The sequence below is a fragment of the Comamonas sp. 7D-2 genome (genome assembly GCF_022749555.1).
Classification (GTDB): Bacteria; Pseudomonadota; Gammaproteobacteria; order Burkholderiales; family Burkholderiaceae_C; genus Comamonas; species Comamonas thiooxydans.
Genome location: NZ_CP094238.1, coordinates 749406 through 772919 on the forward strand (window position 1 = coordinate 749406; position 23514 = coordinate 772919).

Sequence of the window (23514 nt, forward strand, 5' to 3'; positions counted from 1 at the left end):
GGCCTTCGCTTACAGGGTGCCCGGGGGCAGGGTGGCGGGCGTCACAGGCGTCACGGTCACAGGCTGGCCGTTCACCGTGGGCTGACCCGGGCGCGTGAAGTCCACGATCTCGGGCTTGGCCCCGGGAACGATGGCCACATTGGGCACGCTTGCCGGTGCAGCACCGCTGGATGCGGGCAGCAAGGGCGCGGCATTGACATTGCGCATCAGCAGATTGGGGTCGGGCTGCACGGTTTGCTGCATGCCGCGAATGGACTCATAGCGGTCCTGCGAGAGCTGGCTGGTGGAGTTGGCGTCACGCAGCACGGTGGGGCGCAGAAACACCATCAGATTGGTTTTCTTGCGCTCGCGGCTGGTGTTGCGGAACAGATTGCCCAGCAAGGGAATGTCGCCCAGCAGCGGCACGCGCTCCTGGCTCTGGCTGTATTCGTCGGCAATCAGGCCGCCCAGCACCACGATGGCGCCGTCCTCGACCAGCACATTCGACTCGATGGAGCGTTTGGTGGTGGTGGCACCGGACTGGGCGTTGGCGGTGCCCTGCTTGACTGCCGAGTTCTCCTGGTAGACGGCCATCTTGATGGTGCCGTTCTCGTTGATCTGCGGACGAATCTTGAGCAGCGTACCCACGTCCTTGCGCTCGTACGTGGTGAAGGGATTGACCGAGCCCGAGGTGCCTGCGGTGTTGGTGTAGGAGCCCGTGGGGAAGGGCACGTTCTCGCCCACCATGATGCTGGCTTCCTCGTTGTCCAGCGTCATCAGATTAGGCGTGGACAGAATATTCGTGTCGCCGTCGCCCTGCATCAGATTGACCAGGGCACCCAGGCTGGTGTTGCCGTTGACGCTCTGGGTGAAGCCCAGGTTCATGCCCTTCATGCTGCCGATGGCCGAGGCCTGGCTGTCGGTGAGGGTCGTGCCGTTGACCAGACTGCCCACGGCACCCGACAGGCCGAAGATGTTGGAGATGCCGCTGATGGAGGTGCCGTTGCCGAGCACGCCCAGCACGCGGCCGTTGTTGCGGATCACCGAACTCCACTGCACGCCCAACTGTGCGGCCTTGTCGGCGGAGACTTCGACGATCAGCGCTTCGATCAGCACCTGGGCGCGGCGGCCGTCGAGCTTGTCGATGACGGTGCGCAACTGGCGGTACAGCGGGCCGGGGGCGGTGATGATCAGCGAGTTGGTCGTGGGGTCGGCCTGGATCATGCCGCCCGTGGAGGGCTGCTGGGCCGTGCCGAAGCGCGAGCTGGGGCCGCTGTTGCCGCCGCCCAGGCCTACGGTGGCGCTGCCGTCCGTGCCGCGCGAGATCACGGGCTGGGGGCTTGCTGCATTCGTGGTCGAGCCGGCCGCTGCCGTCATGCCCTGCTGGCCACCCAGGGTGGTGCTGGCGCTGGTCTGGGCGTTGATGGCGGCACGCAGCGTGGCGGCCAGGGACACTGCATCGGCGTTCTTGAGATACACCACATGGATGTTGCCGTCGTCACCGTTGCCCGTCATGGCTGGCTGGTCCAGACGCGCGATCAGCGAGCGGATCTGCGACAGCTTGGCAGGGTTGGCGGCACGGATCAGCACCGAGTTGCTGCGCGGCTCGGCCAGTATGGAGGTGCGGAAGCTGGTGTCCGCCTGGCCTGCTGCCGCGCCGGCTCCGGCCTGGACCACGCCGCCTGCGGTGGCAGAGCCGCCTTCAATGAGGCGATTGACCAGGGCCACCATATCGGCGGCCACGGCATGGCGCAGCGCGATGACTTCCACATCGGTGGCGTTGGATACATCGGTGCTGGCGATGATGCGCGAGATGCGCTGCAGATTGTCCGCGTAGTCGGTGATGATCAGCGAGTTGTTGCCGGGGTTGACGTTGATGGTGTTGTTGGGGCTGATCAGCGGCCGCAGCACGGGCACCAGATTGTTGGCGTTCTCGTAGTTGAGCTTGAAGATCTGCGTGACGATCTGTCCGCCGCCAGCCTGACTGCCGCGTCCGCCCTGGCCGACGGAGACCTCGCTGGACTGCAGCTTGGCATCGGCTTCGGGAATCACCTTGAACAGACCTGCCGACTCCGTCACCGTGAAGCCCTGCATGCGCAGTGCCGCCAGGTACTGCTGATAGGCAGTGGCAGGCGAGACGGCCTTGTCGGTCAGCAGCGTGATCTGGCCCTTGACGCGCGGATCCACCACCACGTTGCGATTAGTGATGGCTGCCATGGCGCGCGACACGGCCTCGATATCGGCATTGGTGAAGTTCAGCGTGACCGGCTCGCCAGGTCGCAAACTGGGAGTGGCATTCGCTTGTCCGCTCTGGGTTTGAGCATGAATAGGTGCTGAAATGCAGACGGCAAGCGAGGCAACAGCTATCGAATGCAGTGTGTTTTGCCAGGCGGTGCGTGAATGCTGAGTCATGTGTCAACCAAAGGTGATGATGGAGCGCGCACCCTGGCGGCGCCCCAAGATATTGAGCAAATTCGACAGAGCGGCTTCGCGCTCGGGGCTGGCAGAGGCTTCGCCACTGAAATGCAGGCGCGAGCCCACCCATTGGCCCTGGCCGCTGAGCTGCAGGTCGCCGCCCAGCGTGGTCAGATTCAGCTGGGCATTGTCTCCGCCCTGTATATCGAGGCGGTAGCTGCCCAGGGGCTTGAGCGATGACAGCCTGGACGATACGGCCAGCGCTTCCAGCCGCGTCAGGCCCTGGCTGGTAGCCCGGCCGGCGCGATATTGCATCGTCAGCCCGACGGTGGACAGGCGCAACTGGCCCTGCAGGGCCACGGTGTTCCAGGGCGTGCCCAGGCCGGCCAGCAGCTCAGCGGGCAGTTGCAGCACGCTGTCCTTGAAGCGCACCGTCATGGCGTTCCAGCCCGGCTGCAGCTGCGCCAGCATCGGGGTGCTGGTGCAGCAATCGCTTTGCAGGCTGATGCTGGCGCCGCTCAGGCTGGGTCGCAGTGTCCAGTTCAGGCGCGTGGGCAGGCTGCTCTGGTCCTGGCTGTCCTTGCCGCCCGTGAGCACCAGCCTGGCCGAGCCGCGCCAGAGCGTGCCGCGCGGCTCCTGCAGCTGTACCTGGTCGGCTGTGATCGATTGCACGCCTGCGGCCAGCCAGGCCGCCGGAGCCTGGACCAGCACCGTCAGCAGAGCACCCAGCAAGGCACCGCCCACTGCCCAGCGGCGCGGCGAACGCGGATCGCCCGGCTCACGTGGTCTGCGCGAGGCTTTGCTGGTGGTGCGTGAGGTGCTCAGGCTCATGGTCGCGGCTAATTCTGTGCACCTGCGTTGTCGGGCAAATCGAGCAGCAGATTGCCGCTCCAGCGTGTAACGGCAGCGCCGTCGACGCTTTCGCCGAGATTGCGGTTGAGCTTCATCTCGGCCACCGAGGCATGGCTGTTGTCACGCACCTGTGCCAGCCAGCGGGCCAGGGCGGGAGCGGCGGCATTGCTCAGGCTGACCTGGGCACGGCTGCCCAGCCACTGCAACTGTGCGCTGCTGCCGAGTTCGGTCTTGAGCGACTGCTCCAACTGCGTGCGCGCATCAGCGCTATTGCCCTGCGGCTGCTGGCGCAGCAGCTCGGCCTGGGCCTGCATCTGCAGCATGTTCTGCAGCTCGCGCTCCGCTGCCGCATGGCGTGCGGGGGCCGTGCGCAGGCTGTGCAGGGCCGGTGCCAGTGCCACCCACCAGAGCAGGGCCAGCAGCACGACGCTGGCGGCGATCAGCAACAGATTCTGTTCGCGCTGGGCCAGGACGCTCCAGCGCTGGCGCAGCGGAGCCAATGCGGTTTTCAAGGCGTTTTTCTGCTTCATGGCCTAGCCTTTGCACTCAGCACCAGATCTGCTCCTTCGCGTTGCAGCATATAGCCATTGGCCTGCAGGCTTTGCTGTGCGTCGCCCACTGCTTCGGGACTCAGGTCCAGACCCGAGATACGCAACTGCTTGTCCTGGTATTGCAGGCTCTTGGCATTCTGCACGCCCTGAATGCCGGCGCTTGCGGCCAGCAGGGCTTCAAGGTCGCTGGCGGACAGTGCGCCGGAGTTGCTGCGCAGCAGATCCAGTTCGCGTTGCATCTGTACCGGAGCATCGATGATGACGGGCACGTGAGGGAAGGTGGTCTGAAGTACCTGCTTGGCCTGCTGCTGGCGCAGTTCGATGGCACGGTTTTCCCTGAAGGCCCAGGCGTTGAGTCCGACCAGCTGGGCGACGACGGCAATGCCTGCAGCCCAGCGCGCAGCACGCCATTGCGGAGCCTTGGCAAAACCATGCCAGGCATCGAGCAGGCGGCGCTTGGCGCGGGTGCTGCCGCCCAGGTCCAGATCGAACTGGGCCAGGTCGCCTGCGTAGCCATGGCTTTGCAGCAGCCGCTGGGCGGCGGTGAAGATGCTGACCGGGCGCTGCAGTGTCTCAGCGCTGCGTGCCAGATGGGGTTCGGCCAGCACCGGCAGATCCTCGGGCAGGCGAGCCAGCAGTGGCTGCAACAGGCCGGCATCGGCATGCTGGGGCACGACGACGAGGCAGGCCTGTGCATCCAGTCCGGTGGCACTCAGCTGGGGCTGGGTGCTGTCGCCCGACAGAAGCAGCTGGGCCTTGCTGCTTGGCCATTGTTCGGGCACCAGACGGCTGGCGGCATGACCATGCTGTTCCAGGGCCTGCAAATGGGATTGCAGCCAGCCCTTGTCGCAGGCAGCCACCCAGCAGGTCTGACCCGCCGCCGAGCCAGCGTCCAGTGCCAGGTGCATGACGGACGGCTCATCGAGCAGCTTTTCTTCCAGCAAACCCTCAAGCACGGCGCGCAGACGCTGCTGGCGCCGGCTTTGCACATTCAGTCCTGGAGGCAGGGTGACGGCATGCCAGGACAGCTGAGCGGCCGGGATGACGGCGGTGATCTGGGCCGTGCGGCCCGTGGCCGGCAGCAGGGACGCCGCAGCCTGGCCGCTGCGCTGAATGCTTTGGCCATCGTCGCTGAGGACGTAGAGATATTCCGTGGCGGAGTTGGCGTGCTTCGCCGACAGCTGTATTAGCAATGTGCTCATGAGGGAAGATGCAGCATTCTATGGGGGCAGTGTGACATCAGGGTGTCAGGGTCTGGCAACTGCGGGCATACCCCAGTCGGCGTGCTCCTGCCACAGGGTAGTCACGTTCATGTCCTTGCGCTGAATCAGTGAACGCTGGCTCAAGACGTTGTCCCCGAGGCGCAGGCGACCGCGGGCTTCGAAATAGCTGGTGGTCACGGAGTGCATGGCACTGTTGAAGACGCCGGTCAGCCCTATGGCCGTAGCCGCTGCATTCAGGGACTTGAAAGGCGAGGCGTCGCGCAACTGCACCAGCTGGTTGGCGCGGGCCCAGTCCAGGTCCTCGGTGCTGGCCCAGATGACCTCGGCGCTGGCCGTATTGAGATTGACCATGGTGCGCTCGGGCAACAGCGAGACATAGGGCTCGATGCGCGCGATGATGCGCGGATCGACGCCCAGCCAGCCCAGTTGCCCGACGGTGCGCGGCATCAGCGCCGCAGTCTGGCTCTTGCCGCGCATGGCTTGCTGCAAGGCCGTGGCTATCTGCATGACGGAGCTGCCGGGCAGACCCAGGCGCTCGAACAGGCGCAGAAAAGGCTTGAGGTTCTCCTCTTTCACGCTCGAGTCGGCCCCGCTGAGCAGATTGCGCAGATTCAGGCGCGACTGCAGATCCACGATCTCGCCCGAGAGAAAAGCGTCCTGCATGTCGGCAAGACCGTCATCGACCTGGCTGACATTGTTCTTGGCTGCCAGAAATGTGGACAGGCGAGCCTCCTTCAGCGGCACCGCCCAGGGCTCGCCCAGATGATCGACCGGGTTGCTGCGGTTGGCGCGCGAGTCCTCCTGCAGCACCACGCGCGACCAGTCCAGCGCGCCCAGCAGCAACCAGTTGGCCTGCACACGATTGCGTTCGGCGGTCTCGATTTCCACATCGCGCCATTGCTGCCAGAGCGCGGCCGAGGCCAGGGTGGCAACCAGCACCACCGTCAGCATGGCTGCCAGCAGTGCTGCACCGCGCTGGCGCACGCGTCGGAAACTGGCGCACCCCAAGCCGGAAACACCGAGCATGGGCCGCCCCGCAGCGATGGCGTTGTCCCTCTGGAGGGAAGGCGCGAAGCGACTCAGGGGGGATTCCATGATCTGGAGTTCGAGCGCAGCGGGTTGACCCAGTCCACCGTCATCACTCCATTGAGCGCGCGGCCTGGGGGCAGTGTCAGTTCTATGCGTATGCCGTCGGGCACGACGGGCAGCACGGGGTTGCCGTCGCTGCCGACGCTGCTGCCGTCATCGCTGCCCTGATCGCTGGACTGCGGATTGGTCCAGGCGTTGCTGCGGTAGTAGTAGACGCGCCACAGATCAAGCGGGATCAGCACGGTCTCGCGGCGCATCTGGTCGCTGGAAGGATTGCGGCCCCATTGGGCCGCCTGGTTCCAGGCATCGTTCCATTCGCTGACCGTGCGCGCGGGCAGCGATTGCCAGCGCACCCATTGGAAGCGGCCATCGACATTGCGACGGCTCCAGGCCACGATGAGCGCCCCGTTGTCGACGGCTGCACTGGTCTTGCGCGTCAGGCGCAGCACCTGGCCATCCCAGTCCAGCACCTGGCGACCCTGCAGCGGCATCAGCGCGTTGAGGTCGGCATTCCACTGGGCCAGCACGGTCTGCATGACGGCGTGTTGCTCACCTTGCTCGCGTGTCACTTCCTGCGCCCTCAGCATGCCGTCGATGCCGCGCCAGCTCATGATGGACAGCAGGGCCATGGCGGCCAGGGCGACCAGCAGCTCGATCAGCGTGAAACCTTGGTTTCTGTTGCGCATACTGCTCATGATTCAGTAGCGACCGACGATGGTGGAGACGCGCAGCACCGCAGCCGCCTCGGAAAACACCTGGGCATCCACGCGTCTGAAGCTGGGGTTGGGCGTGGGGCGCACGCTGAGCTGTACCTGCATCTGTCTGCCGGCCTGCTGGCACTGGATGGTGGTGTCGCCGACGGCAGGCATCTGATTGAACAGGCGCAGTCGCACCAGTTCGTTCTGCGCGCAGAGCTGGGCCAGGATGACGTCGGACTGGCGCTGGGCATTACGCGTCAGGGCGCTGCTGGCCTGAAGTCCAGCCAGCAGGGTGACGCCGACAATACCGACCGCGACCAGTACCTCGATCAGCGTGAAGCCGCGCTGCAGCAGGGCGGGCTTCATGGCGTCACCTGCAGATTTTGAATGCTGAACGGGCGCAGCCCGTCGGTGGCCAGCCGCAGTGGCGCCGAGTTGCTGCCGGGCAGCGACAAGGTAATGCTCTGTCTTGGAATCAGCGGCTCCGGTCCCAGCACCACGGGTGTATTGGGCTGCACCAGCACAGGAGTCTGCAGCCATTGAGTGGGCATCTTGACGTTGGGTGGCAGACCTTCAAACCGGAAGCCCTGCGGCATCGGGCGCCAGATAACCAGGGCGCCATTGGTACGGGCCTGGGCGCGGGCCGATTCGAGCAAGGTGGCCAGACGCTGGGCCTCGCGTTCGAGCTGCTGCTCGCCGCTGTCGCGTATGGCCAGGCTCACACCCGCCGTCGCCAGCGCCATGATGGAAATCACCACCAGCAACTCCAAGAGTGTGAATCCCCCCTGAAGCGCTGCGCGCCTTCCCCCCCGGGGGACGACAGCCTGTGCTGCGGGGCGGCCCTTGCTGGCTGTCCCTGTGGCTGAGCGCGCCGGCTTTACAGGCATTTGATGCATGCGGGGTTGCCGCCGGGCCGCCCCAAGGCAAACCCCGGCACCAGCCGGTCAGGGCCCCCTCGGGGGGCAGCGACCACACGCTGTGAGGGAGCGTGGGGGCTCATTGCTATTGCCAGGAGCCAATATCCGCATCCTTGCCTTCGCCGCCGGCCTTGCCGTCAGCGCCCAGGGACATGATGTCGATGGGGCCCTTCACGCCGGGGTTCAGGTATTGATAAGGATTGCCCCAGGGGTCATTGGGCAGCTTTTCCAGGTAGGGCTTCCAGTTCTGCGGGGCGGGGCCGGTGGTTGGTTTGGCTACCAGCGCCTGCAGGCCCTGTTCGGCCGTTGGATAGCGCTGGTTGTCGAGGCGGTAGAGCTTGAGCGCCTGGTTGATATTGGCGATATCGGTCTTGGCTGCGGTTACGCGGGCATCGTCGGCGCGGTCCAGCACATTGGGCACGATAAGAGCTGCCAGCACGCCAATGATGACCAGCACCACCATCAATTCGATCAGGGTAAAGCCGCGCGATGCGGCGTGGCGAATAGCAGACATCAGATGACGGCAGTTGGTGCTCATTGGAAACTGTAGGAAAAATGCAGTATTGCACCATCATAATCGTCGAATGCGACTGCAATCTTTCAATACCGGTCAGGGCCTTTCCATGCCGGTCAAACTCACGACCCTGCTGCTGTGGGCGATTGCCGCTGCGGTGGTGGTGTTCTGGACACTCCGGTTCGTCGGCAGTGGCAGTGAGCAGTTACATGTCGTCCCGCCTGCGCAGCCGGTACAGGCCAATGTCCAGGCCATGGCAAAGGCTTTGGGGGCGGTCGCCGCGCCTGTTGCCGCCGTGGCCGCGCCAGTGGCCAGCCGCTATGCCCTGCTGGGGGTGCTGGCAGGGCACGAAACAGGTGGCGGTGCCGCGGTGATCGCCGTGGAAGGCAAGGGCAGCAAGGCCGTGCGTGTGGGCGAGGCCGTGGAGGATGGCGTGATTCTGCAATCTCTGGCGGCGCGCGAAGCGCGACTGGGCCCTGCCAACGGGCCGGCCAGCACGGTGCTGCAATTGCCCAGGCCGCCCATGGCCAGCTTCAACTGAGTTCGAGCTGCAGCCACTGTCCATAGGCGGGCGCCGGCAAGGTCCATTCATGGCTTTGCGGCAGCCGGCGGTCATGTTGCAGCAGCCACTGCGCACAGCGTGCCACACCGGCATGGCAGATCCACACCATATGTTCGCTGTCGCTGCTGAGCGCATCCTGCAGTGCCTCGTGGACGCGCTGCAGCATCTGTGCCAGTGATTCGCCCTCGCCGGGTGCGTGCCGCGCCAGATCGTGCGCCCAGGCACCGATGGCAGCTTCGCCGATGTCATTCCAGCGCAGGCCTTCCCAATGGCCGAAGTCCATCTCCAGCAGTCTGCCGTCGGGGGTGGAGACAAAATCCGGCTCCAGTACCTGCAGATCCAATGCCAACTGCCTGCATCTTTGTAGCGGCGAGTGCCGGATCTGCAGCTTGCCATGCAGGTGCTGCAGAGATTGCTGCAGGGTCTGAGCAGCTTGCCGGGTGGCCTCTGCATCGGCGGCGATATCGAGGCGGCCGTAACAGCGCTCGGTATCGATCAAGGGACGTGCGTGGCGCACCAGCCATAGTGTCTTCATGGCCGTTCTATAGCAGCTGGCGCAGATAGATGCAGCTGGCCAGCAGCAGCGCCAGCTCATTGAGCTGCTGGCAGGCGCCCAGACAGTCGCCCGTCATGCCGCCAAGGCGCTGCAGCAACCAGCGCTTCATCAGCCAGGTGGTGACCAGCATGGCAGCCAGCAGGCTGGGCACAAAGCTCCAGACGCCGAGCCAGCCCAACAGACCCAGTGCCGGCAGACACCAGAGGCCGCCGGTCAGCATGCCTTGCCAGCCCAGTTGCCTGCCCGCGATATGCAGGGTCTTGCTGCTCGCGGCCAGGCCGACGTGGGGCAGGCTGCGCATCAGCACCAGCGGCGCAAAGCGCGACAGCACATGAATGCAGCACACGAGGATGAGTACCGGCGCCGGTCCCCAGAACGGCTGCATGACGGACAGCAGCAGGGCGATCAGCACGACCTTGGTGAGCAGTGCCATGAGCAGAGCCATCACGCCATAGGCGCCTATGCGCGAGTCCTTCATGATCTCCAGCGCGCGCTCGGGCGGGACCAGGCCGCCCAGCCCGTCGGCGACGTCGGCCAGGCCGTCCTCATGAAAACCGCCGGTCAGCCACAAGGTGCCGGCGGTGCTGATGAGAGCAGCCGCCAGCGGCGACCAGGGGCTTGCCGGCAGCAGCCAGAGCAAGGCTGCCAGCAGCAGCGCGGCCCACAGGCCCACCAGCCAGCCCACGCCCGGCAGATGCGCGGCGCTGGCACGCTGCATTTCGGGGCTCCAGCCCACCCAGGCCGCCAGACGTCCGGCCACGGGGATGCGGCTGAAGAACTGGACGGCCAGCAGATAGTGGCGCAGGGCTTGCATGGTGTTGCGAATAAAAAAGGAGCTGGTTTCGCTTGGTATTCCTATGTTTCAGAGTCTTTTCTATCTGAAATCATTGTGGGGAATGCGGTAGCAGCTCCTTTTTTTGTTTTACTTCAGGAACAACTGGTACGCAGGATTGCTGGTTTCCTCTACCCAGGGATAGCCGAGGTTTTTGAGGAAACTGTCGAACTTCTTGTGGTCCTTGGCAGGCACCTGCATGCCGACCAGAATGCGGCCGTAGTCGGCGCCCTGGTTGCGGTAGTGGAACAGGGAGATATTCCAGGTCGGCGCCATCAGGCTCAGGAACTTGAACAGCGCGCCGGGGCGCTCGGGGAAGACAAAGCGCAGCAGGCGCTCGTCCTGTGCCAGCGGCGAGTGGCCGCCCACCATATGGCGCAGATGTTCCTTGGCCATCTCGTCAAAGGTCAGGTCGAGTGCCTCAAAGCCGTTCTTCTGGAAGTTCTTGCAGATCTTCTCGGACTCGCCCTTTGTCGGCGTGGTCAGACCCACGAACACATGGGCCTTGCTGTCGTGGCTGATGCGGTAGTTGAACTCGGTCACGTTGCGCGGGCCGCCGGGCAGCTTGCCCACCACCTCGCAAAAGTGCTTGAAGCTGCCGCGCTCTTCGGGGATGGTGACGGCGAACAGGGCTTCGCGCTCCTCGCCGACTTCGGCGCGTTCGGCCACAAAGCGCAGGCGGTCGAAGTTCATATTGGCGCCGCTCAGTATGGCGGCGTAGGTTTCGCCCTTGGTCTTGTGCTTGGCCACATACTGCTTGATGGCCGCCACGCCCAGGGCGCCCGAGGGCTCGACGATGGAGCGGGTGTCGGTGAAGATGTCCTTGATGGCGGCGCAGACGGCATCGGTGTCCACGGTCACATAGTCATCCACCAGGCCCTGGGTGACACGGAAGGTTTCCGCTCCCACCAGCTTCACGGCGGTGCCGTCGGCGAACAGGCCCACATCGGCCAGTTCCACGCGCTCGCCCGCCTGCACGGACTGCATCATGGCGTTCGAGTCCTTGGTGTGCACGCCGATCACCTTCACCTCGGGGCGCACGGCCTTGATGTAGTTGGCAACGCCGGCAATCAGGCCGCCGCCGCCGATGGGCACGAAGATGGCATCCAGACGCTGGCTGCCCAGCTTTTGCAGCTGGCGCAGCAGCTCCATGGCGATGGTGCCCTGGCCGGCAATCACATCGGGGTCGTCAAAGGGGTGGACAAAGGTCAGGCCCTCGGACTTCTGCAGCTTGACGGCGTGTTTGTAGGCGTCCGAGTAACTTTCCCCGGCCAGCACCGCCTCGCCGCCCAGGGCGATCACGGCATCGATCTTCACCTGGGGCGTGGTGGTGGGCATCACGATCACGGCGCGGCAACCCAGCTTCTTGGCGCTCATGGCCGTGCCCTGGGCATGGTTGCCCGCGCTGGCGCAGATCACGCCCTTTTGCAGCTGCTCGGCCGTCAGATTGGCCATCTTGTTATAGGCGCCGCGCAACTTGAAGCTGAACACGGGCTGCTGGTCCTCGCGCTTCAGAAGCACTTTGTTGTGCAGGCGGCGGCTGAGATTCTTGGCAATGTCCAGATCCGACTCCACGGCCACGTCATAGACGCGTGCATTGAGGATGCGAGTCAGATAATCGGCAGGGGTCAGGGCTTGAGTCATGGTGCAAATCGAAAGCAGAGCACCAGAGCCAGGGTAATCAGCCTGCCGGGTGCATGGAAGCCGACCATGATAGGCGCTTGCTTGCTGCGCTGCAGTACTCGCTCAAGAGGTGCATGCTGCTGCTCTGAGAAGCAGGATGAGCAGGCACGAAAAAAAGCCCCTAGCTCAGGAGCTAGGGGCTGAATCCACCATTAGAGGAGGTGGAGGAGACAAATGGTGCGATACAGATTGGTGTTAACCAGTAATCTGCAGTCTGCCTGCGGGTTTGACCTCACAGGTAACGCTTGGGTTGTATTGTATGAGGCTTGTGTTTTCTGTGCATCAAAAGATTCGGGTTTTTATGTATTTGATGCAAAATTGCAACAGTTTTGAGAGGAAAAACAATGGAATGCACGGTTAGTTGGACAGGCGCGGCCACCGGAACGCGCTCGGGCATGGGCTTTGTGGCAGAGACCGGCAGCGGCCATGTGGTCAATATGGACGGCGCACCGGACGAGAAGAACCCGGCCAATGGCGGTCGCAATCAGGCTCCTCGTCCCATGGAGATGCTGCTGGCCGGCGCCGGCGGCTGCACGGCCTACGACGTGGTGCTCATCCTCAAGCGTGGCCGTCACGATGTGAAGGGCTGCAGCGTGCAGTTGACTTCCGAGCGCGCCGAGACCGACCCCAAGGTGTTCACCAAGATCCACATGCAGTTCACGGTCAGCGGCAAGAACCTGCCTGCCGGAGCCGTCGAACGCGCCATCGCCATGAGCCACGACAAATACTGCTCGGCCACCATCATGCTGGGCAAGACGGCCGAAATCACGACGGGTTTCGACATCGTCGAAGCCTGAACTGGACGTTCGATCGAAAAAACGGGCCTCAACGGCCCGTTTTTGTTGAACAGGCGCTAATCAGATGCGATGCGCTGTAATCGTCATGACTTTGGCCGCCACACGCATCAGCCCCTGGGCAATCGGAGGCAGTTGCATTGCACCTTCGTCGATCGCTGCTGCGGCATGACGCTCTTCGTCATCCTTCATGCGCTCGACCACGGCACGCGAAGCCTCGTCCTCCTCGGGCAGGCGACCCAGATGGCTTGCCAGGTGGGCAGAAACCTGATTTTCTGTCTCGACCACAAAGCCCAGACTGGCGGCATCGCTGAATTTGGCGGCAATCGTGCCAATGGCAAAAGCGCCAGCAAACCACAGCGGGTTCAGCAACGAGGGTCTGTCACCCAGGGCATGCAGGCGTTCGCGGGTCCAGGCCAGATGGTCCATTTCCTCGCGAGCGGCATGCAGCAGATGCTCGCGCAACTCCATGTCCTTGGTCACCATGGCCTGAGCGTTGTATAGCGCCTGAGCGCAGACCTCGCCCACATGATTGACGCGCATCAAGGCTGCGGAGAGCTTGCGCTGTTCATCGCTCAGATCGGCTTCGGCGATCCCTGCGGCAGGCGAGCGCTCTGCGGCCACCGGGTCGGCAAACAGAGTGCGAAGAGCTGCGTCGGCAGCGGTCAGTAACTTGTCCATGGCTAAAAAGAACTCAGTGCGGCGCCTGTCTGGCGTCAATGCACATAAGGTACACCAGAGTGACTCATCCGCAACTTGCGCTGGGGCAATCCTAGGCAGGAACCCCTAAGGGTGTGCCCGCTAGTGCGGCTTGGTGTTTGTTGCGGTAGTGCAACGAAAACGCGCCGAATCGAGCAGTTTTGGGTGAATTCCTTTGCGCTGGGCTCGGTGGTCTGGTGCAATAGACCCAACTTCCCCACCAGGAGGTTGGCGCGGGAAACCGGTGGAGCTCGAGGCTCAAGTCTCTCTCCCATAGAACCGGCGCCCTTCTAAACCTTGGAGTAACTCGTAATGAAAAAATCTCTGATCGCCCTGGCAGTGCTGGCCGCTTCCGGCGCCGCAATGGCTCAATCTTCCGTGACCCTGTTTGGTATCGTTGACACTGGCGTTTCCTATGTGGACAACGCTGACGGCAAGGATGCAAAGTACGGTGTTGGTACAAGCGGTAACGCTACCAGCCGTCTGGGCCTGCGCGGCACTGAAGACCTGGGTGGCGGTCTGAAGGCTGGCTTCTGGCTGGAAGGCGAAATCTTCGGCGACACTGGCAATGCTTCGGGCTTCGACTTCAAGCGCGAATCCACCGTGCGTCTGTCGGGCAACTTCGGTGAAGTTCGCCTGGGTCGTGAAACCACCCCCACTTTCCGTGCTGGTCTGAAGTATGACCTGTTCGGCGCTACCGGTATCGGCCAAAACATGGGCTACAGCCGTTGGTCTACCGTTGGTGGTTTCGCCGCTTCTGGCGACACAAACACCATCCGTGCTAACAACATGGTGTCCTACTCTCTGCCTAACTTCAGCGGCTTCACAGCTAATGTGAGCTACGCTTTCGACGAGAAGGCTGTTGCTGGTACTAAGTCTGGCCGCTACGCTGGTGGTAACGTTGGCTACGACAACGGTCCCCTGAGCGTGACTGCTGCATACGGCAACCTGAAGGGTTCTGCTGGCGACCGTGATGAAATGTCCATCGGCGCTTCTTACAACTTCGGCGTGGCCAAGGTGACAGGTCTGGCACAGCAGATCAAGTACAAGCCCGATGCTGGTTCCAGCGCCAAGTTCCGTAACTACCTGCTGGGCGTGTCCGCTCCCGTGGGTGGCGTGGGCGAAGTGAAGGCTCAGTACGCTTACTACGACCAACAAGGTCCTGCCAAGGCTCACCAACTGTCGCTGGGCTATGTGCACAACCTGTCCAAGCGCACTGCTCTGTACGGTACTGTTGCTTACCTGAAGAACCAAGACGGTTCCTCCATGGCTCTGGCTGCCAAGGGTGTGAGCGACACCGTTGGCATGAAGGCTAATGGCACTGGCATGAACCAAGCTGGTGTGCAAGTTGGTATCCGCCACGCTTTCTAATCAATTGCTGGCATAAGCCAGTAATTGCTTAAAAGCTAAAAGGCCTGTCGAAAGACAGGCCTTTTTTATTTCTGGGGTTAAACCTGAAAGGGTGTTTGCTGAGAGGTTTGCCCCCAGAGGGAAAGGCCTGTGTTGCGCTTGTGCCAATGCTCGCGCGGTTGAGGAAAGCATTTCTAGAATGAATTTTCCACCAACTGTTTGCGAATTGAATTAAGAGAGAGGCAACACAATGACATCTTCATTTGTGAAAAAAACATTGGCTTTGGCTGTGCTGGGTTCGCTGGGGACGATTGCTTATGCACAAAGCAGCGTGCAACTGTATGGCATTGTGGATGCAGCGATTCGTCACACGACTAATGAGGGGCCGAATAAAAGTGGTCTGACCAAAATGATCGGTGGCGGCATGTCGGAGAGCCGCTGGGGTATCAATATCAAGGAAGATCTGGGTGGAGGCTTGTCGGCTATTGCCAATCTGGAAAATCGTTTCTGGACGGATTCGGGCACGCCCAGCACCGCTCAACCTTACTTTGCGCAGTCCTGGGTGGGCTTGCGCAGCACCAGTTTTGGTCAGGTGACCATGGGGCGCCAATACAACGTGCTGTTTGATCTGGTGACCTCTACCTATGCATCGTTCCCATATTCGCCTTATATGGATGCCTACAAGCCTGAAATCGGCATGTCTCTGGGCGCGCGTGCAAACAATATGCTGAAGTACGTTGCCGAGTTCGGGCCGGTTCGTGCGGGGCTGCAGTATTCTTTTGACGAAGGAAATACCTTTGCCAAGAAGGGCGGCAGTATTGATATGACGCCAGGTGGTCTGGCATTGAAAACCGCAGGCGGCTATCTGCGCTATTCTGCCAATGGCATTTCTGTGGGTGGTGCTTTCCAGCGCTCCACCTTGCCGGCCGGCACCGATGTGGATGCCTGGACACTGGGCGGCTCCTATCGCACCGGGCCTCTGTATCTGATGGCTGGTTACGGCCAGAACAAGGTCAAGGATAGTCTCGGTGCTGCGGGGGCTGGTGCCATTTTTGACGCCGGCCTGCTCAATGCATATTGGACAGGCTCTTCCAATGGTGGCTTTATCGCGGGTAATGCGCCCGGAAATTTTGCCAACAAGCGTGAGATGTTCAAGGTCGGTTTTGGCTACCAGGTCACGCCGCAGCTCAACGCAGGTCTGCATTACTACCATGCCAAGCAATCGGGATCGGCGACTGGCGCCTTCAATGGCAAGGCCGACTTTATCGTTGCCGTGGCTGACTATGCCTTCTCCAAGCGTACCGATGCCTATTTCGCGGTGGATCACACCAAGACCAAAGGCGGTGCGGGCGTGATGCTTGATGCCAATGGCGCGAAAAAGCGTACCGGTATCACCATCGGTCTGCGTCATCGTTTCTAAGGCGAATCTCTGGATACAAAAGCCAGCCCGATATCGGCTGGCTTTTTTGTGCTCAGAGCAGCTCGTGAAGCTCGGTGTAAAAGAAAAAGGCCGCAAATGCGGCCTTTTTTGTTGTGGGCAAACCAGGTGGAGCAAACCACCCGGTCAGCAGCAGAGCAATTACATGCCCATGCCGCCCATGCCGCCCATGCCGCCCATATCGGGCATGGCAGGAGCTGCGTCAGCCTTGGGGGCTTCGGCGATCATGCACTCGGTGGTCAGCAGCAGGGAAGCCACGGAAGCGGCGTTCTGCAGAGCAGTGCGAGTCACCTTGGTGGGATCCAGGATACCCATTTCCAGCATGTCGCCGTAGGTGTCGTTGGCAGCGTTGAAGCCGTAGTTGCCGGAACCGTTCAGCACGGCGTTCACGACCACCGAGGGCTCGCCACCGGCGTTGGCCACGATTTCGCGCAGAGGTGCTTCAATGGCCTTCAGAACCAGCTTGATGCCGGCGTCTTGTTCGGCATTGCCGGTAGCCAGGGCGCCAACGGCTTGCTTGGCGCGCAGCAGGGCCACGCCACCGCCGGCCACGATGCCTTCTTCCACAGCAGCGCGGGTTGCGTGCAGGGCGTCTTCCACGCGGGCCTTCTTTTCCTTCATTTCGACTTCGGTGGCAGCGCCAACCTTGATCACGGCAACACCGCCGGCCAGCTTGGCCACGCGCTCTTGCAGCTTTTCACGGTCGTAGTCGGAAGTGGCTTCTTCGATCTGGATGCGGATTTGCTTCACGCGGGCTTCGATTTCGTCAGCAGCGCCAGCACCGTCGATGATGGTGGTGTTTTCCTTGCCGATTTCGACGCGAGCAGCCTGGCCCAGATCTTCCAGAGTCACCTTGTCCAGCGACAGGCCCACTTCTTCAGCGATGACCTTGCCGCCAGTCAGGATGGCGATGTCTTCCAGCATGGCCTTGCGACGGTCGCCGAAGCCGGGAGCCTTCACAGCCACAACCTTCAGGATGCCGCGGATGGTGTTCACCACCAGAGTCGCCAGGGCTTCGCCTTCGACGTCTTCGGCAATGATCAGCAGAGGACGGCCGGCCTTGGCCACAGCTTCCAGCGTGGGCAGCAGGTCGCGGATGTTGCTGATCTTCTTGTCGAACAGCAGCACGAAGGGGTTGTCCAGAATCGCGGCTTGCTTTTCGGGGTTGTTGATGAAGTAGGGCGACAGGTAGCCGCGGTCGAATTGCATGCCTTCGACGACATCCAGTTCGTTGGCCAGGCTCTTGCCTTCTTCAACGGTGATCACGCCTTCCTTGCCGACCTTGTCCATGGCTTGAGCGATGATTTCGCCCACGTCGGAGTCGGAGTTGGCGGAGATCGTGCCCACTTGAGCGATTTCCTTGGAAGTGGTGGTGGCCTTGGATTGCTTCTTCAGCTCTTCCACCAGGGCGGCGACAGCCTTGTCGATGCCGCGCTTCAGGTCCATGGGGTTCAGGCCGGCGGCCACGTACTTGGAGCCTTCGCGCACAATGGCTTGGGCCAGCACGGTAGCGGTGGTCGTGCCGTCACCAGCGATGTCGTTGGTCTTGGAGGCCACTTCCTTCACGAGCTGGGCGCCCATGTTCTGCAGCTTGTCCTTGAGTTCGATTTCCTTGGCCACGGACACGCCGTCCTTGGTCACGGTGGGGGCGCCGAAGGAGCGCTCCAGCACCACGTTGCGGCCCTTGGGGCCCAGGGTAACCTTGACTGCGTTAGCCAGAATGTTCACGCCTTCAACCATGCGTGCACGTGCTTCACCGCCGAAAACTACGTCTTTTGCTGCCATTTTTGGCTCCTAAAGAATGGGGTTCAATTGGGCTGCCAGCGCTTGTCAATCAGTCGCCGACAGCCATGAATAGGGGGAGGTGTTCGGGAAGGATTACTTCTCGACGACTGCGAACAGGTCGTCTTCCTTCATGACCAGCAGCTCGTCGCCGTGGATCTTCACGGTTTGGCCAGAGTACTTGCCGAACAGAACGCGGTCGCCGACCTTCACGTTCAGAGCGATCAGCTCGCCCTTGTCATTGCGCTTGCCGGGACCCACAGCCAGCACTTCGCCCTGGTCAGGCTTCTCGGTGGCAGCATCAGGGAGCACGATGCCCGAGGCTGTCTTGGTTTCGTTTTCGAGGCGCTTGACGATCACGCGATCGTGCAGGGGACGCAGGTTCATACCAACTCCTAAATACATCAACAAAGTTGAAACAAGACTTGCCAGCCATCCTGGCCGACATTCGGAATATCTAGGGTCAAGCTGTTAGCACTCAACCCCATTGAGTGCTAATAATAAGGCAATTTCTCGCGCTTTCAAGACCTCTCCCCAGCCGTTCGCAGGACAAATCTGCGAGGAAACAGGGTTTGTTCTTAGTCATGTGTAACGTGTTTTTACAAATAGGCCTGGCTTTTGCTCTGGCAGAACATGCCTCTAGAAACCATGACTGCCTCGGCGCAGCGCGCCCAGGATCTGCTGCAGACAGACGTCTTCATTCCTCATATGCGCCAGGTCGGGCGCTGCGAGAGTTCGCTCAGGGAGCTGAATCTGATGTGGCGGCTCATAGAGTCCTCAGCCAAGATGAATTGCCCTCAGGAAGCGCAGGCCTTGTTGCCCATGATGGCCGCCACGCGTGGCGGCTTCGAGCGGCTGGAGCAGGAGCTGGTGCAGTCCATGGTGATGCAGGCGGTGACGGGGGTGACAGCGGGGCTGGCCAGTCAGGCACAGCATCTGATCGATACCCTGGTGCGCAATCTCTACGAGCGCACGGCCGACGTGGGGTTTCTGGCGACCGACGCCATGCTGTGCCAGTTCATGGCCGCAGCGGATGGCGACGAGGCGGCCATCACCCAGCGTCTGCGTGCCTACCGAAGCAAGTACACGGTCTACGCGGACATTCTGCTGCTGGATGCCGAAGGCCGGGTGCGAGCGAGTGCGCGCGAGAGGAGTCAGGCCGCAGATCAGCCATGCCGGGATACATTGATTGCCCGCGCTCTGCAAAGCCCGGGCTTTGTGCAGAGTTTCGGTGCCACCGACCTGCTGCCAGGGCACGGCAGCGCGTTGATCTATGCGCATCGCATGCTGCACGCCGGCAACCGCCAGCCTATTGGCGTGCTGTGCCTGTGTTTTGACTTTGATGGCGAGATGCAAGGCATCTGGAGCGGCCGAGACCGGACAGACGGTAGCGGCGCGCCCGAAGCTCAGACCAGCATCGCCCTGTTGCTCGATGATCGGGGACTGGTGCTGGCCAGCAGCGATCCGCACTGGATTGGTGTGGGTGCGAACGTGCGGCCTCACCGTGATGGTGCGGATTCGCTGTATGTACATGGAGGACGCACCTATCTGGTGCAATCGGCGGCCTCGGCAGGCTATCAAGGCTATATGGGCCCCCAGGGCTGGCGGGCGCAGATCATGACGCCGCTGGAGCTGGCCTTCGGTCTTCAATCGCAAGCAGGTCTGGATGGGCTGGATGCCGCGGTGGCCCAGGGCCTGCTGGCACATGCACATCGCTTCTGCCCACCCCTGCATGCCATACGCAGCGCAGCGGACACCATACGTCGTGTGGTCTGGAACGGCCGCGTCATGACAGCAGGCAAGCAGATGGACAACACGCGGCTGCAGGCCGTGCTGGAGCAGATTGGCGAGACGGGGGCGCGGACCAACGAGGTCTTCTCCCAGTCCATCGATGCGCTCTACGGCACGGTGCTCAACACCGCACTGAGAGACAACAGCCTGTTGACCAGTCTGCTGGTGGATCTGCTCGATCGCAATCTCTATGAGCGTGCCAACGACTGCCGCTGGTGGGCCTTGACGCCGCAGCTGTCCGAATTGCTCGAGGACCTGGCCTTGGGCGAGACGGCCCCGGATCAGGTGAGCGAGGCCTGTGCGCTGCTCACCGCCATTCACGACCTGTATACGGTCTACCAGCAAATCATGGTCTATGACGTTCGCGGCAGGGTCGTGGCCGTCAGTCAGCGAGGCCGCCCCGATGCCGAGATCCGTGGGCTGCTGGGCACCTATATAGAGACGTACAGCCTGCACCAGGTTCTGGCGCTGGGCGGGACCCAGGCCTATCACGTCTCGCCATGGCGCCCTTGTGTTCAGCACGAGGAGGACGGCCCGACCTATGTCTATCACGCGGCCATACGCAATGCCGATGGCGTGGTGCTGGGCGGAATCGGCCTGGTGTTCCATGCACAGCGTGAATTCAAGGCCATGCTTGAGGGCGTGACCGGTGTTCAGGCGGCAGGCGGCAGGCGGGTGGCCTATCTGAACCGCTCGGGCCTGGTCATGTCTTCCTCGGATGTGCAGCTGCAGCCGGGCATGCAGCTGGATCTGCCGCCGCAGATGCTGGCCCTGGCATCTGGACAGAGCATGGCCCGCGCCATGGTGTATCAGGGCCAGTATTGCGTGGTGGCGATCACGGCGGGCAGCGGTTACCGGGAGTTCAAGCGCAGCGACGGCTATAGCGAAGAGGTGCTGGCCTTGTCCGTGCAGGCGTTTGGTGCCGTGCAGGACGATGCGCTGGCGGCCGTCTCTCGCCGCAACACCAGGGTGCAAAGCTTGGCGGCGGCCAGCCAGGGCAGTGCCGTGGGCATGGAGATGGCGACCTTTTTTGTGGGGTGCAGCGTGCTCGCCGTGGATGCTGCCTGCGTGCTCGAGGCTCAGAGTGCCTCGGCCATCGCCCCCGTTTCAGCCGGTCGCTTGCCGCATTGCGTGGGCACGCTGGCGCGGCGCAGCCAAGGGGTTGTGGCTGGCTATGTCTGGGTATTCGATCTGGGGGAGCTGCTTTTTGGCAAGCCCGTGACCAGGACGGCGCAAAGCCAGGTGATCGTGCTGGAGCACAGGGGGCTCAAGCTGGGTGTGCTGGTCAGCGATCTCGAAGGGGTGGCGCGATTCGAGAGCGGGCAGCTGCGACTGGCCCCTGCAATGGCGGGTGCGGCGGATCAGCTGGTTGACCGCTTGATCCGGGCCAATGACGGCGATCTGCTCATCCAGTGCCTGAACGTGGCGGCCCTGGTGCGCATGCTCAAGGCACCGCAGCCGGCGGAGCAGGGTGCCGGCGGCTGAACGGCCGGGCTGCTTATTGAACCGGGAACGGGTTTTTTTCGTCGCGCGGCGCGCTGAAGTCCACGCTGGGCGTGGTCTTGATCTCGTACTGGCCGCGATCCTTGCCTTCGATCCACTTTGGGGGCTTGCCGCGGCCGGTCCAGGTCGCACCACTTTCGGGGTCGTAGTACCTGGCCTCGACCTTTTTCTTTTCTTCAGGCTTCCAGGGGAAAACCTGCTGAGAGGTAAAGCCGAAGGTGGCGATCAGTTGCTTGACGGTGGCCAGGGCTTCCTTGGCTTCGGTGCTGCGCGCTTCTTCGATGCGCTTGTCCAGCGCATTTTTCTGAGCGATGAGTTCTTGATAGCTTGGCATTCTGGATTCCAGAGATAGTGTGAAAGGTCAGCACTGATTGCCGCCTTTGTTATTGTTTTGCAAAACCATTCATTTTGGCGCAAGCGCGAACGCGCCGCATTGTTGATGTTGCGTACACTCAATCTGCAAAGGGGCGCGCATCACTTCGAAGGGCTGCACACATCACTCTGGATGATCCGGCCTGGGGCTCAAGCCTGTTTGTCACCCGTGGCCATGGCCTGCAGGGCCGAGCCCGTCATGCGATAGCGGATCCACTCGGTCTGTGGCAGGGCGCCCAGGCTGTCATAGAACTTGATGGAGGGCGTATTCCAGTCCAGGCAACTCCATTCAAAGCGGCCGCAGTCCTTTTCCATGGCGATCCGGGCCAGATGCTGGAGCAGGGCCTTGCCGGCGCCGTGGCCGCGGGCGTCAGGCGTGATGTACAGATCTTCCAGATACAGGCCATGCTGGCCCTGCCAGGTGGAATAGTTGAAGAAATACACGGCAAAGCCCACGGCCTGGCCGTCAATCTCGCAGATCAGGCCGAAGACAGCCGGGTTGGCGCAGAACAGCGTGCGACGCACATGGTCGGGCGTGGCCTTGACTTCGTGCTCGGCCTTTTCATAGATGGCGAGTTCGCGTACGAAGTGCAGGATCAGGTCGATGTCTTGCTCGGTGGCGGGGCGGATATGGAGCTGGCTCATTAAATATTAGGAAAAAGTGGCTCAAGCGCTTGATGGTAAAGCGCTCGCAGCTATGGTTTTGTTGTATCAGGCGACCTGGCGCTCGGGCTCGCTCTGAGCCAGAGTCACGGGCAGGAACTGGCACAGGATCTGGAAATGGTCCTCGAAGAACTCGGCCTCCATGCGGGGCAGATCGGCAATCGGCACCCAGCGGGCCAGGGCGGCGTCGTCCGCACCCTGTACCGGAGGCAGGCTGGGCTGCACGCCCAGATCCAGATAGTGCACATGGGTAATGGTACGCCCGCGCAGGCTGCGGTCCGGGTGATCGAAGACCTGCACGGCCTGCAGGGCTGCCAGCAGATCCGCTTCGCTGATGGAGGAGCAGGTTTCTTCACGCAGCTCGCGCATGCAGGATTGCCAGAGGCTGTCGCGCTGCTCGAGAAAGCCGCCGGGCAGCGCCCAGAGGCCCTGGCCCGGCGCATGGCCGCGCTGGATCAGCAACACCTGGTCCTGGCCCTTGGCACGGCAGCGCAGCAGCGCATCCACGGTGACGAACACCGGTGCATAAGGCGCCTTGGCCCAGGCCCGCTTGTAGTCCTGCAGCATATGCCATTCCTTTTGCAGGCGCAGATACAGCGGTGTCTGGGCCCAGCGGCGCAGAAAGTCCAGCGTGCTCTCGGGCATCTGGGAGGAAAGCCTGGCCAGGGCGGCATCCATGGTTTCGGGCGAGGCGCCGCCTTCACCGAAGAAGATTTCGCGCAGCGGCGTGGCGTCGAACTGGCCCAGGCGCGGCAGGCTGATCAGCTCCCAGCCCGGAAAGCGGGCCAGATAGCTGCTGCTGGAGTCCTTGAAATGCCCGACCAGGGCCACGCTCGCGCCCTCGGGTACATGGGCCTGCACGGCTTCGCGTACGGCATGCACCCACAGCGGCTCGTTGTAATAGTCGCGCACGGGCACGCAGCGCACGCGCTCGGCATCCTCTTTCGATAACGCATTGCGCAACATCTGCGCGCGCTCCTGCCAGCTGAACGGATTTTTGGGATTGGGTGCCTGCCAGGCGCTGCCCAGTACCACCACGACCTGGCGAGCCCGCTCCAGTGCGGCATGCAGCAAGGCCATATGGCCGTTGTGCAGAGGCTGAAAGCGGCCGATCAGCACGGCGGTATGCAGGGGCACGGAGGTGGGCAGGGTCTCGGGTGCGGCGGCGATGACACGCTTGCTGGAGGTGTTGGGACTGGCTTGAGGCATGAGAGCGAAACCCGTACAGAAATCGGCGCCCACAAGGGCAAA

Annotated in this window: 23 protein-coding genes; 5 read left to right on the top strand and 18 right to left on the bottom strand. The window is 62.4% G+C overall.

Translation table 11 applies throughout. From position 1 onward, the window contains the following. Positions 1–9: 9 nt before the first annotated feature. From gspD to gspG, 9 genes are all read right to left on the bottom strand, one after another. Positions 10–2391 (bottom strand): type II secretion system secretin GspD, encoded by a 2382-nt coding sequence (gspD, locus tag MPZ60_RS03350; RefSeq protein ID WP_034357346.1) that lies wholly within the window; start codon positions 2389–2391, stop codon positions 10–12. 3 nt (positions 2392–2394) lie between these two features. Beyond that, a complete protein-coding gene (gene gspN / locus MPZ60_RS03355) occupies positions 2395–3225 on the bottom strand; it encodes a type II secretion system protein N (RefSeq protein WP_034357348.1) in 831 nt (276 codons plus the stop codon). 8 nt (positions 3226–3233) lie between these two features. After that, on the bottom strand, positions 3234–3776 hold the full coding sequence (gspM, locus tag MPZ60_RS03360) for a type II secretion system protein GspM (protein ID WP_034357350.1): 543 nt from the start codon (positions 3774–3776) through the stop codon (positions 3234–3236). Then, positions 3773–4999 carry a type II secretion system protein GspL gene (gene gspL / locus MPZ60_RS03365; protein WP_034357352.1) on the bottom strand — a complete coding sequence of 409 codons (1227 nt, stop codon included), beginning with the start codon at positions 4997–4999 and terminating at the stop codon, positions 3773–3775. Before gspL ends, gspM begins: the two co-directional genes overlap by 4 nt. Before the next feature lie 45 nt (positions 5000–5044). After that, on the bottom strand, positions 5045–6046 hold the full coding sequence (gspK, locus tag MPZ60_RS03370) for a type II secretion system minor pseudopilin GspK (protein WP_052052680.1): 1002 nt from the start codon (positions 6044–6046) through the stop codon (positions 5045–5047). A 53-nt stretch (positions 6047–6099) separates the two neighbouring features. Beyond that, positions 6100–6804 carry a type II secretion system protein J gene (locus MPZ60_RS03375; RefSeq protein WP_080746187.1) on the bottom strand — a complete coding sequence of 235 codons (705 nt, stop codon included), beginning with the start codon at positions 6802–6804 and terminating at the stop codon, positions 6100–6102. Positions 6805–6807: 3 nt separating this feature from the next. Further along, positions 6808–7173 carry a type II secretion system minor pseudopilin GspI gene (gene gspI / locus MPZ60_RS03380; protein WP_034357356.1) on the bottom strand — a complete coding sequence of 122 codons (366 nt, stop codon included), beginning with the start codon at positions 7171–7173 and terminating at the stop codon, positions 6808–6810. Next, positions 7170–7577, bottom strand: a complete 408-nt coding sequence (locus tag MPZ60_RS03385) for a type II secretion system protein GspH (RefSeq protein ID WP_034357358.1) — start codon at positions 7575–7577, stop codon at positions 7170–7172. The genes gspI and MPZ60_RS03385 overlap by 4 nt, the downstream gene beginning before the upstream one ends. A gap of 232 nt (positions 7578–7809) precedes the next feature. Further along, on the bottom strand, positions 7810–8262 hold the full coding sequence (gspG, locus tag MPZ60_RS03390) for a type II secretion system major pseudopilin GspG (protein ID WP_034357361.1): 453 nt from the start codon (positions 8260–8262) through the stop codon (positions 7810–7812). A 46-nt stretch (positions 8263–8308) separates the two neighbouring features. Here gspG and MPZ60_RS03395 point away from each other — a divergent pair, with 46 nt between their 5' ends. Continuing rightward, on the top strand, positions 8309–8779 hold the full coding sequence (locus MPZ60_RS03395; protein ID WP_034357363.1) for a general secretion pathway protein GspC: 471 nt from the start codon (positions 8309–8311) through the stop codon (positions 8777–8779). Here the strand turns inward: MPZ60_RS03395 and MPZ60_RS03400 are convergent. The 3 genes from MPZ60_RS03400 to ilvA form a co-directional block, all read right to left on the bottom strand. Then, entirely contained in the window at positions 8772–9335 is a 564-nt protein-coding gene (locus MPZ60_RS03400) for a histidine phosphatase family protein (RefSeq protein WP_034357366.1), read from the bottom strand. The genes MPZ60_RS03395 and MPZ60_RS03400 overlap by 8 nt on opposite strands. A gap of 7 nt (positions 9336–9342) precedes the next feature. Next, positions 9343–10170, bottom strand: a complete 828-nt coding sequence (locus MPZ60_RS03405) for an adenosylcobinamide-GDP ribazoletransferase (RefSeq protein ID WP_034357368.1) — start codon at positions 10168–10170, stop codon at positions 9343–9345. A 108-nt stretch (positions 10171–10278) separates the two neighbouring features. Further along, positions 10279–11832, bottom strand: a complete 1554-nt coding sequence (gene ilvA, locus MPZ60_RS03410; RefSeq protein WP_034357371.1) for a threonine ammonia-lyase, biosynthetic — start codon at positions 11830–11832, stop codon at positions 10279–10281. A gap of 383 nt (positions 11833–12215) precedes the next feature. Here ilvA and MPZ60_RS03415 point away from each other — a divergent pair, with 383 nt between their 5' ends. Next, positions 12216–12668 carry an OsmC family protein gene (locus MPZ60_RS03415; protein WP_012837016.1) on the top strand — a complete coding sequence of 151 codons (453 nt, stop codon included), beginning with the start codon at positions 12216–12218 and terminating at the stop codon, positions 12666–12668. 60 nt (positions 12669–12728) lie between these two features. Here the strand turns inward: MPZ60_RS03415 and coq7 are convergent, their stop codons facing one another. Beyond that, positions 12729–13346, bottom strand: a complete 618-nt coding sequence (gene coq7 / locus MPZ60_RS03420; protein WP_034357373.1) for a 2-polyprenyl-3-methyl-6-methoxy-1,4-benzoquinone monooxygenase — start codon at positions 13344–13346, stop codon at positions 12729–12731. 330 nt (positions 13347–13676) lie between these two features. Between coq7 and MPZ60_RS03425 the strand changes: the two genes are divergently transcribed. Together MPZ60_RS03425 and MPZ60_RS03430 are read left to right on the top strand one after the other, a co-directional pair. Beyond that, positions 13677–14735: a porin gene (locus tag MPZ60_RS03425; protein WP_034357376.1), complete on the top strand. Its 1059-nt coding sequence runs from the start codon at positions 13677–13679 to the stop codon at positions 14733–14735. 229 nt (positions 14736–14964) lie between these two features. Next, positions 14965–16134, top strand: coding sequence for a porin (locus MPZ60_RS03430; RefSeq protein WP_034357378.1), 1170 nt, complete (start codon positions 14965–14967; stop codon positions 16132–16134). Between the two features lie 159 nt (positions 16135–16293). Here MPZ60_RS03430 and groL read toward each other — a convergent pair whose 3' ends face one another. After that, complete coding sequence (gene groL, locus MPZ60_RS03435; RefSeq protein WP_003061955.1) at positions 16294–17937, bottom strand: chaperonin GroEL; 1644 nt, start codon at positions 17935–17937, stop codon at positions 16294–16296. Between the two features lie 93 nt (positions 17938–18030). Next, positions 18031–18321, bottom strand: a complete 291-nt coding sequence (gene groES / locus MPZ60_RS03440; RefSeq protein ID WP_003058782.1) for a co-chaperone GroES — start codon at positions 18319–18321, stop codon at positions 18031–18033. Between the two features lie 246 nt (positions 18322–18567). Between groES and MPZ60_RS03445 the strand changes: the two genes are divergently transcribed. Further along, complete coding sequence (locus MPZ60_RS03445; RefSeq protein WP_242607097.1) at positions 18568–21210, top strand: chemotaxis protein CheW; 2643 nt, start codon at positions 18568–18570, stop codon at positions 21208–21210. 13 nt (positions 21211–21223) lie between these two features. Here MPZ60_RS03445 and MPZ60_RS03450 read toward each other — a convergent pair whose 3' ends face one another. The 3 genes from MPZ60_RS03450 to MPZ60_RS03460 all read right to left on the bottom strand — a co-directional run bounded on the left by MPZ60_RS03450 (position 21224) and on the right by MPZ60_RS03460 (position 23472). Further along, positions 21224–21562 carry an H-NS family nucleoid-associated regulatory protein gene (locus tag MPZ60_RS03450; protein ID WP_034357382.1) on the bottom strand — a complete coding sequence of 113 codons (339 nt, stop codon included), beginning with the start codon at positions 21560–21562 and terminating at the stop codon, positions 21224–21226. 188 nt (positions 21563–21750) lie between these two features. Continuing rightward, positions 21751–22245 (bottom strand): GNAT family N-acetyltransferase, encoded by a 495-nt coding sequence (locus MPZ60_RS03455; RefSeq protein WP_034357384.1) that lies wholly within the window; start codon positions 22243–22245, stop codon positions 21751–21753. Positions 22246–22311: 66 nt separating this feature from the next. Further along, positions 22312–23472: a bifunctional nicotinamide-nucleotide adenylyltransferase/Nudix hydroxylase gene (locus MPZ60_RS03460; RefSeq protein WP_052052681.1), complete on the bottom strand. Its 1161-nt coding sequence runs from the start codon at positions 23470–23472 to the stop codon at positions 22312–22314. Positions 23473–23514 lie beyond the last annotated feature (42 nt).

Excerpts from the sequence above, each read along its gene's own strand:
- gspD (WP_034357346.1), bottom strand. The coding sequence starts at position 2,391 with ATGACTCAGCATTCACGCACCGCCTGGCAAAACACACTGCATTCGATA.
- gspN (WP_034357348.1), bottom strand. The coding sequence starts at position 3,225 with ATGAGCCTGAGCACCTCACGCACCACCAGCAAAGCCTCGCGCAGACCA.
- gspM (WP_034357350.1), bottom strand. The coding sequence starts at position 3,776 with ATGAAGCAGAAAAACGCCTTGAAAACCGCATTGGCTCCGCTGCGCCAG.
- gspL (WP_034357352.1), bottom strand. The coding sequence starts at position 4,999 with ATGAGCACATTGCTAATACAGCTGTCGGCGAAGCACGCCAACTCCGCC.
- gspK (WP_052052680.1), bottom strand. The coding sequence starts at position 6,046 with ATGCTCGGTGTTTCCGGCTTGGGGTGCGCCAGTTTCCGACGCGTGCGC.
- MPZ60_RS03375 (WP_080746187.1), bottom strand. The coding sequence starts at position 6,804 with ATGAGCAGTATGCGCAACAGAAACCAAGGTTTCACGCTGATCGAGCTG.
- gspI (WP_034357356.1), bottom strand. The coding sequence starts at position 7,173 with ATGAAGCCCGCCCTGCTGCAGCGCGGCTTCACGCTGATCGAGGTACTG.
- gspG (WP_034357361.1), bottom strand. The coding sequence starts at position 8,262 with ATGAGCACCAACTGCCGTCATCTGATGTCTGCTATTCGCCACGCCGCA.
- MPZ60_RS03395 (WP_034357363.1), top strand. The coding sequence starts at position 8,309 with ATGCGACTGCAATCTTTCAATACCGGTCAGGGCCTTTCCATGCCGGTC.
- MPZ60_RS03400 (WP_034357366.1), bottom strand. The coding sequence starts at position 9,335 with ATGAAGACACTATGGCTGGTGCGCCACGCACGTCCCTTGATCGATACC.
- MPZ60_RS03405 (WP_034357368.1), bottom strand. The coding sequence starts at position 10,170 with ATGCAAGCCCTGCGCCACTATCTGCTGGCCGTCCAGTTCTTCAGCCGC.
- ilvA (WP_034357371.1), bottom strand. The coding sequence starts at position 11,832 with ATGACTCAAGCCCTGACCCCTGCCGATTATCTGACTCGCATCCTCAAT.
- MPZ60_RS03415 (WP_012837016.1), top strand. The coding sequence starts at position 12,216 with ATGGAATGCACGGTTAGTTGGACAGGCGCGGCCACCGGAACGCGCTCG.
- coq7 (WP_034357373.1), bottom strand. The coding sequence starts at position 13,346 with ATGGACAAGTTACTGACCGCTGCCGACGCAGCTCTTCGCACTCTGTTT.
- MPZ60_RS03425 (WP_034357376.1), top strand. The coding sequence starts at position 13,677 with ATGAAAAAATCTCTGATCGCCCTGGCAGTGCTGGCCGCTTCCGGCGCC.
- MPZ60_RS03430 (WP_034357378.1), top strand. The coding sequence starts at position 14,965 with ATGACATCTTCATTTGTGAAAAAAACATTGGCTTTGGCTGTGCTGGGT.
- groL (WP_003061955.1), bottom strand. The coding sequence starts at position 17,937 with ATGGCAGCAAAAGACGTAGTTTTCGGCGGTGAAGCACGTGCACGCATG.
- groES (WP_003058782.1), bottom strand. The coding sequence starts at position 18,321 with ATGAACCTGCGTCCCCTGCACGATCGCGTGATCGTCAAGCGCCTCGAA.
- MPZ60_RS03445 (WP_242607097.1), top strand. The coding sequence starts at position 18,568 with ATGCCTCTAGAAACCATGACTGCCTCGGCGCAGCGCGCCCAGGATCTG.
- MPZ60_RS03450 (WP_034357382.1), bottom strand. The coding sequence starts at position 21,562 with ATGCCAAGCTATCAAGAACTCATCGCTCAGAAAAATGCGCTGGACAAG.
- MPZ60_RS03455 (WP_034357384.1), bottom strand. The coding sequence starts at position 22,245 with ATGAGCCAGCTCCATATCCGCCCCGCCACCGAGCAAGACATCGACCTG.
- MPZ60_RS03460 (WP_052052681.1), bottom strand. The coding sequence starts at position 23,472 with ATGCCTCAAGCCAGTCCCAACACCTCCAGCAAGCGTGTCATCGCCGCC.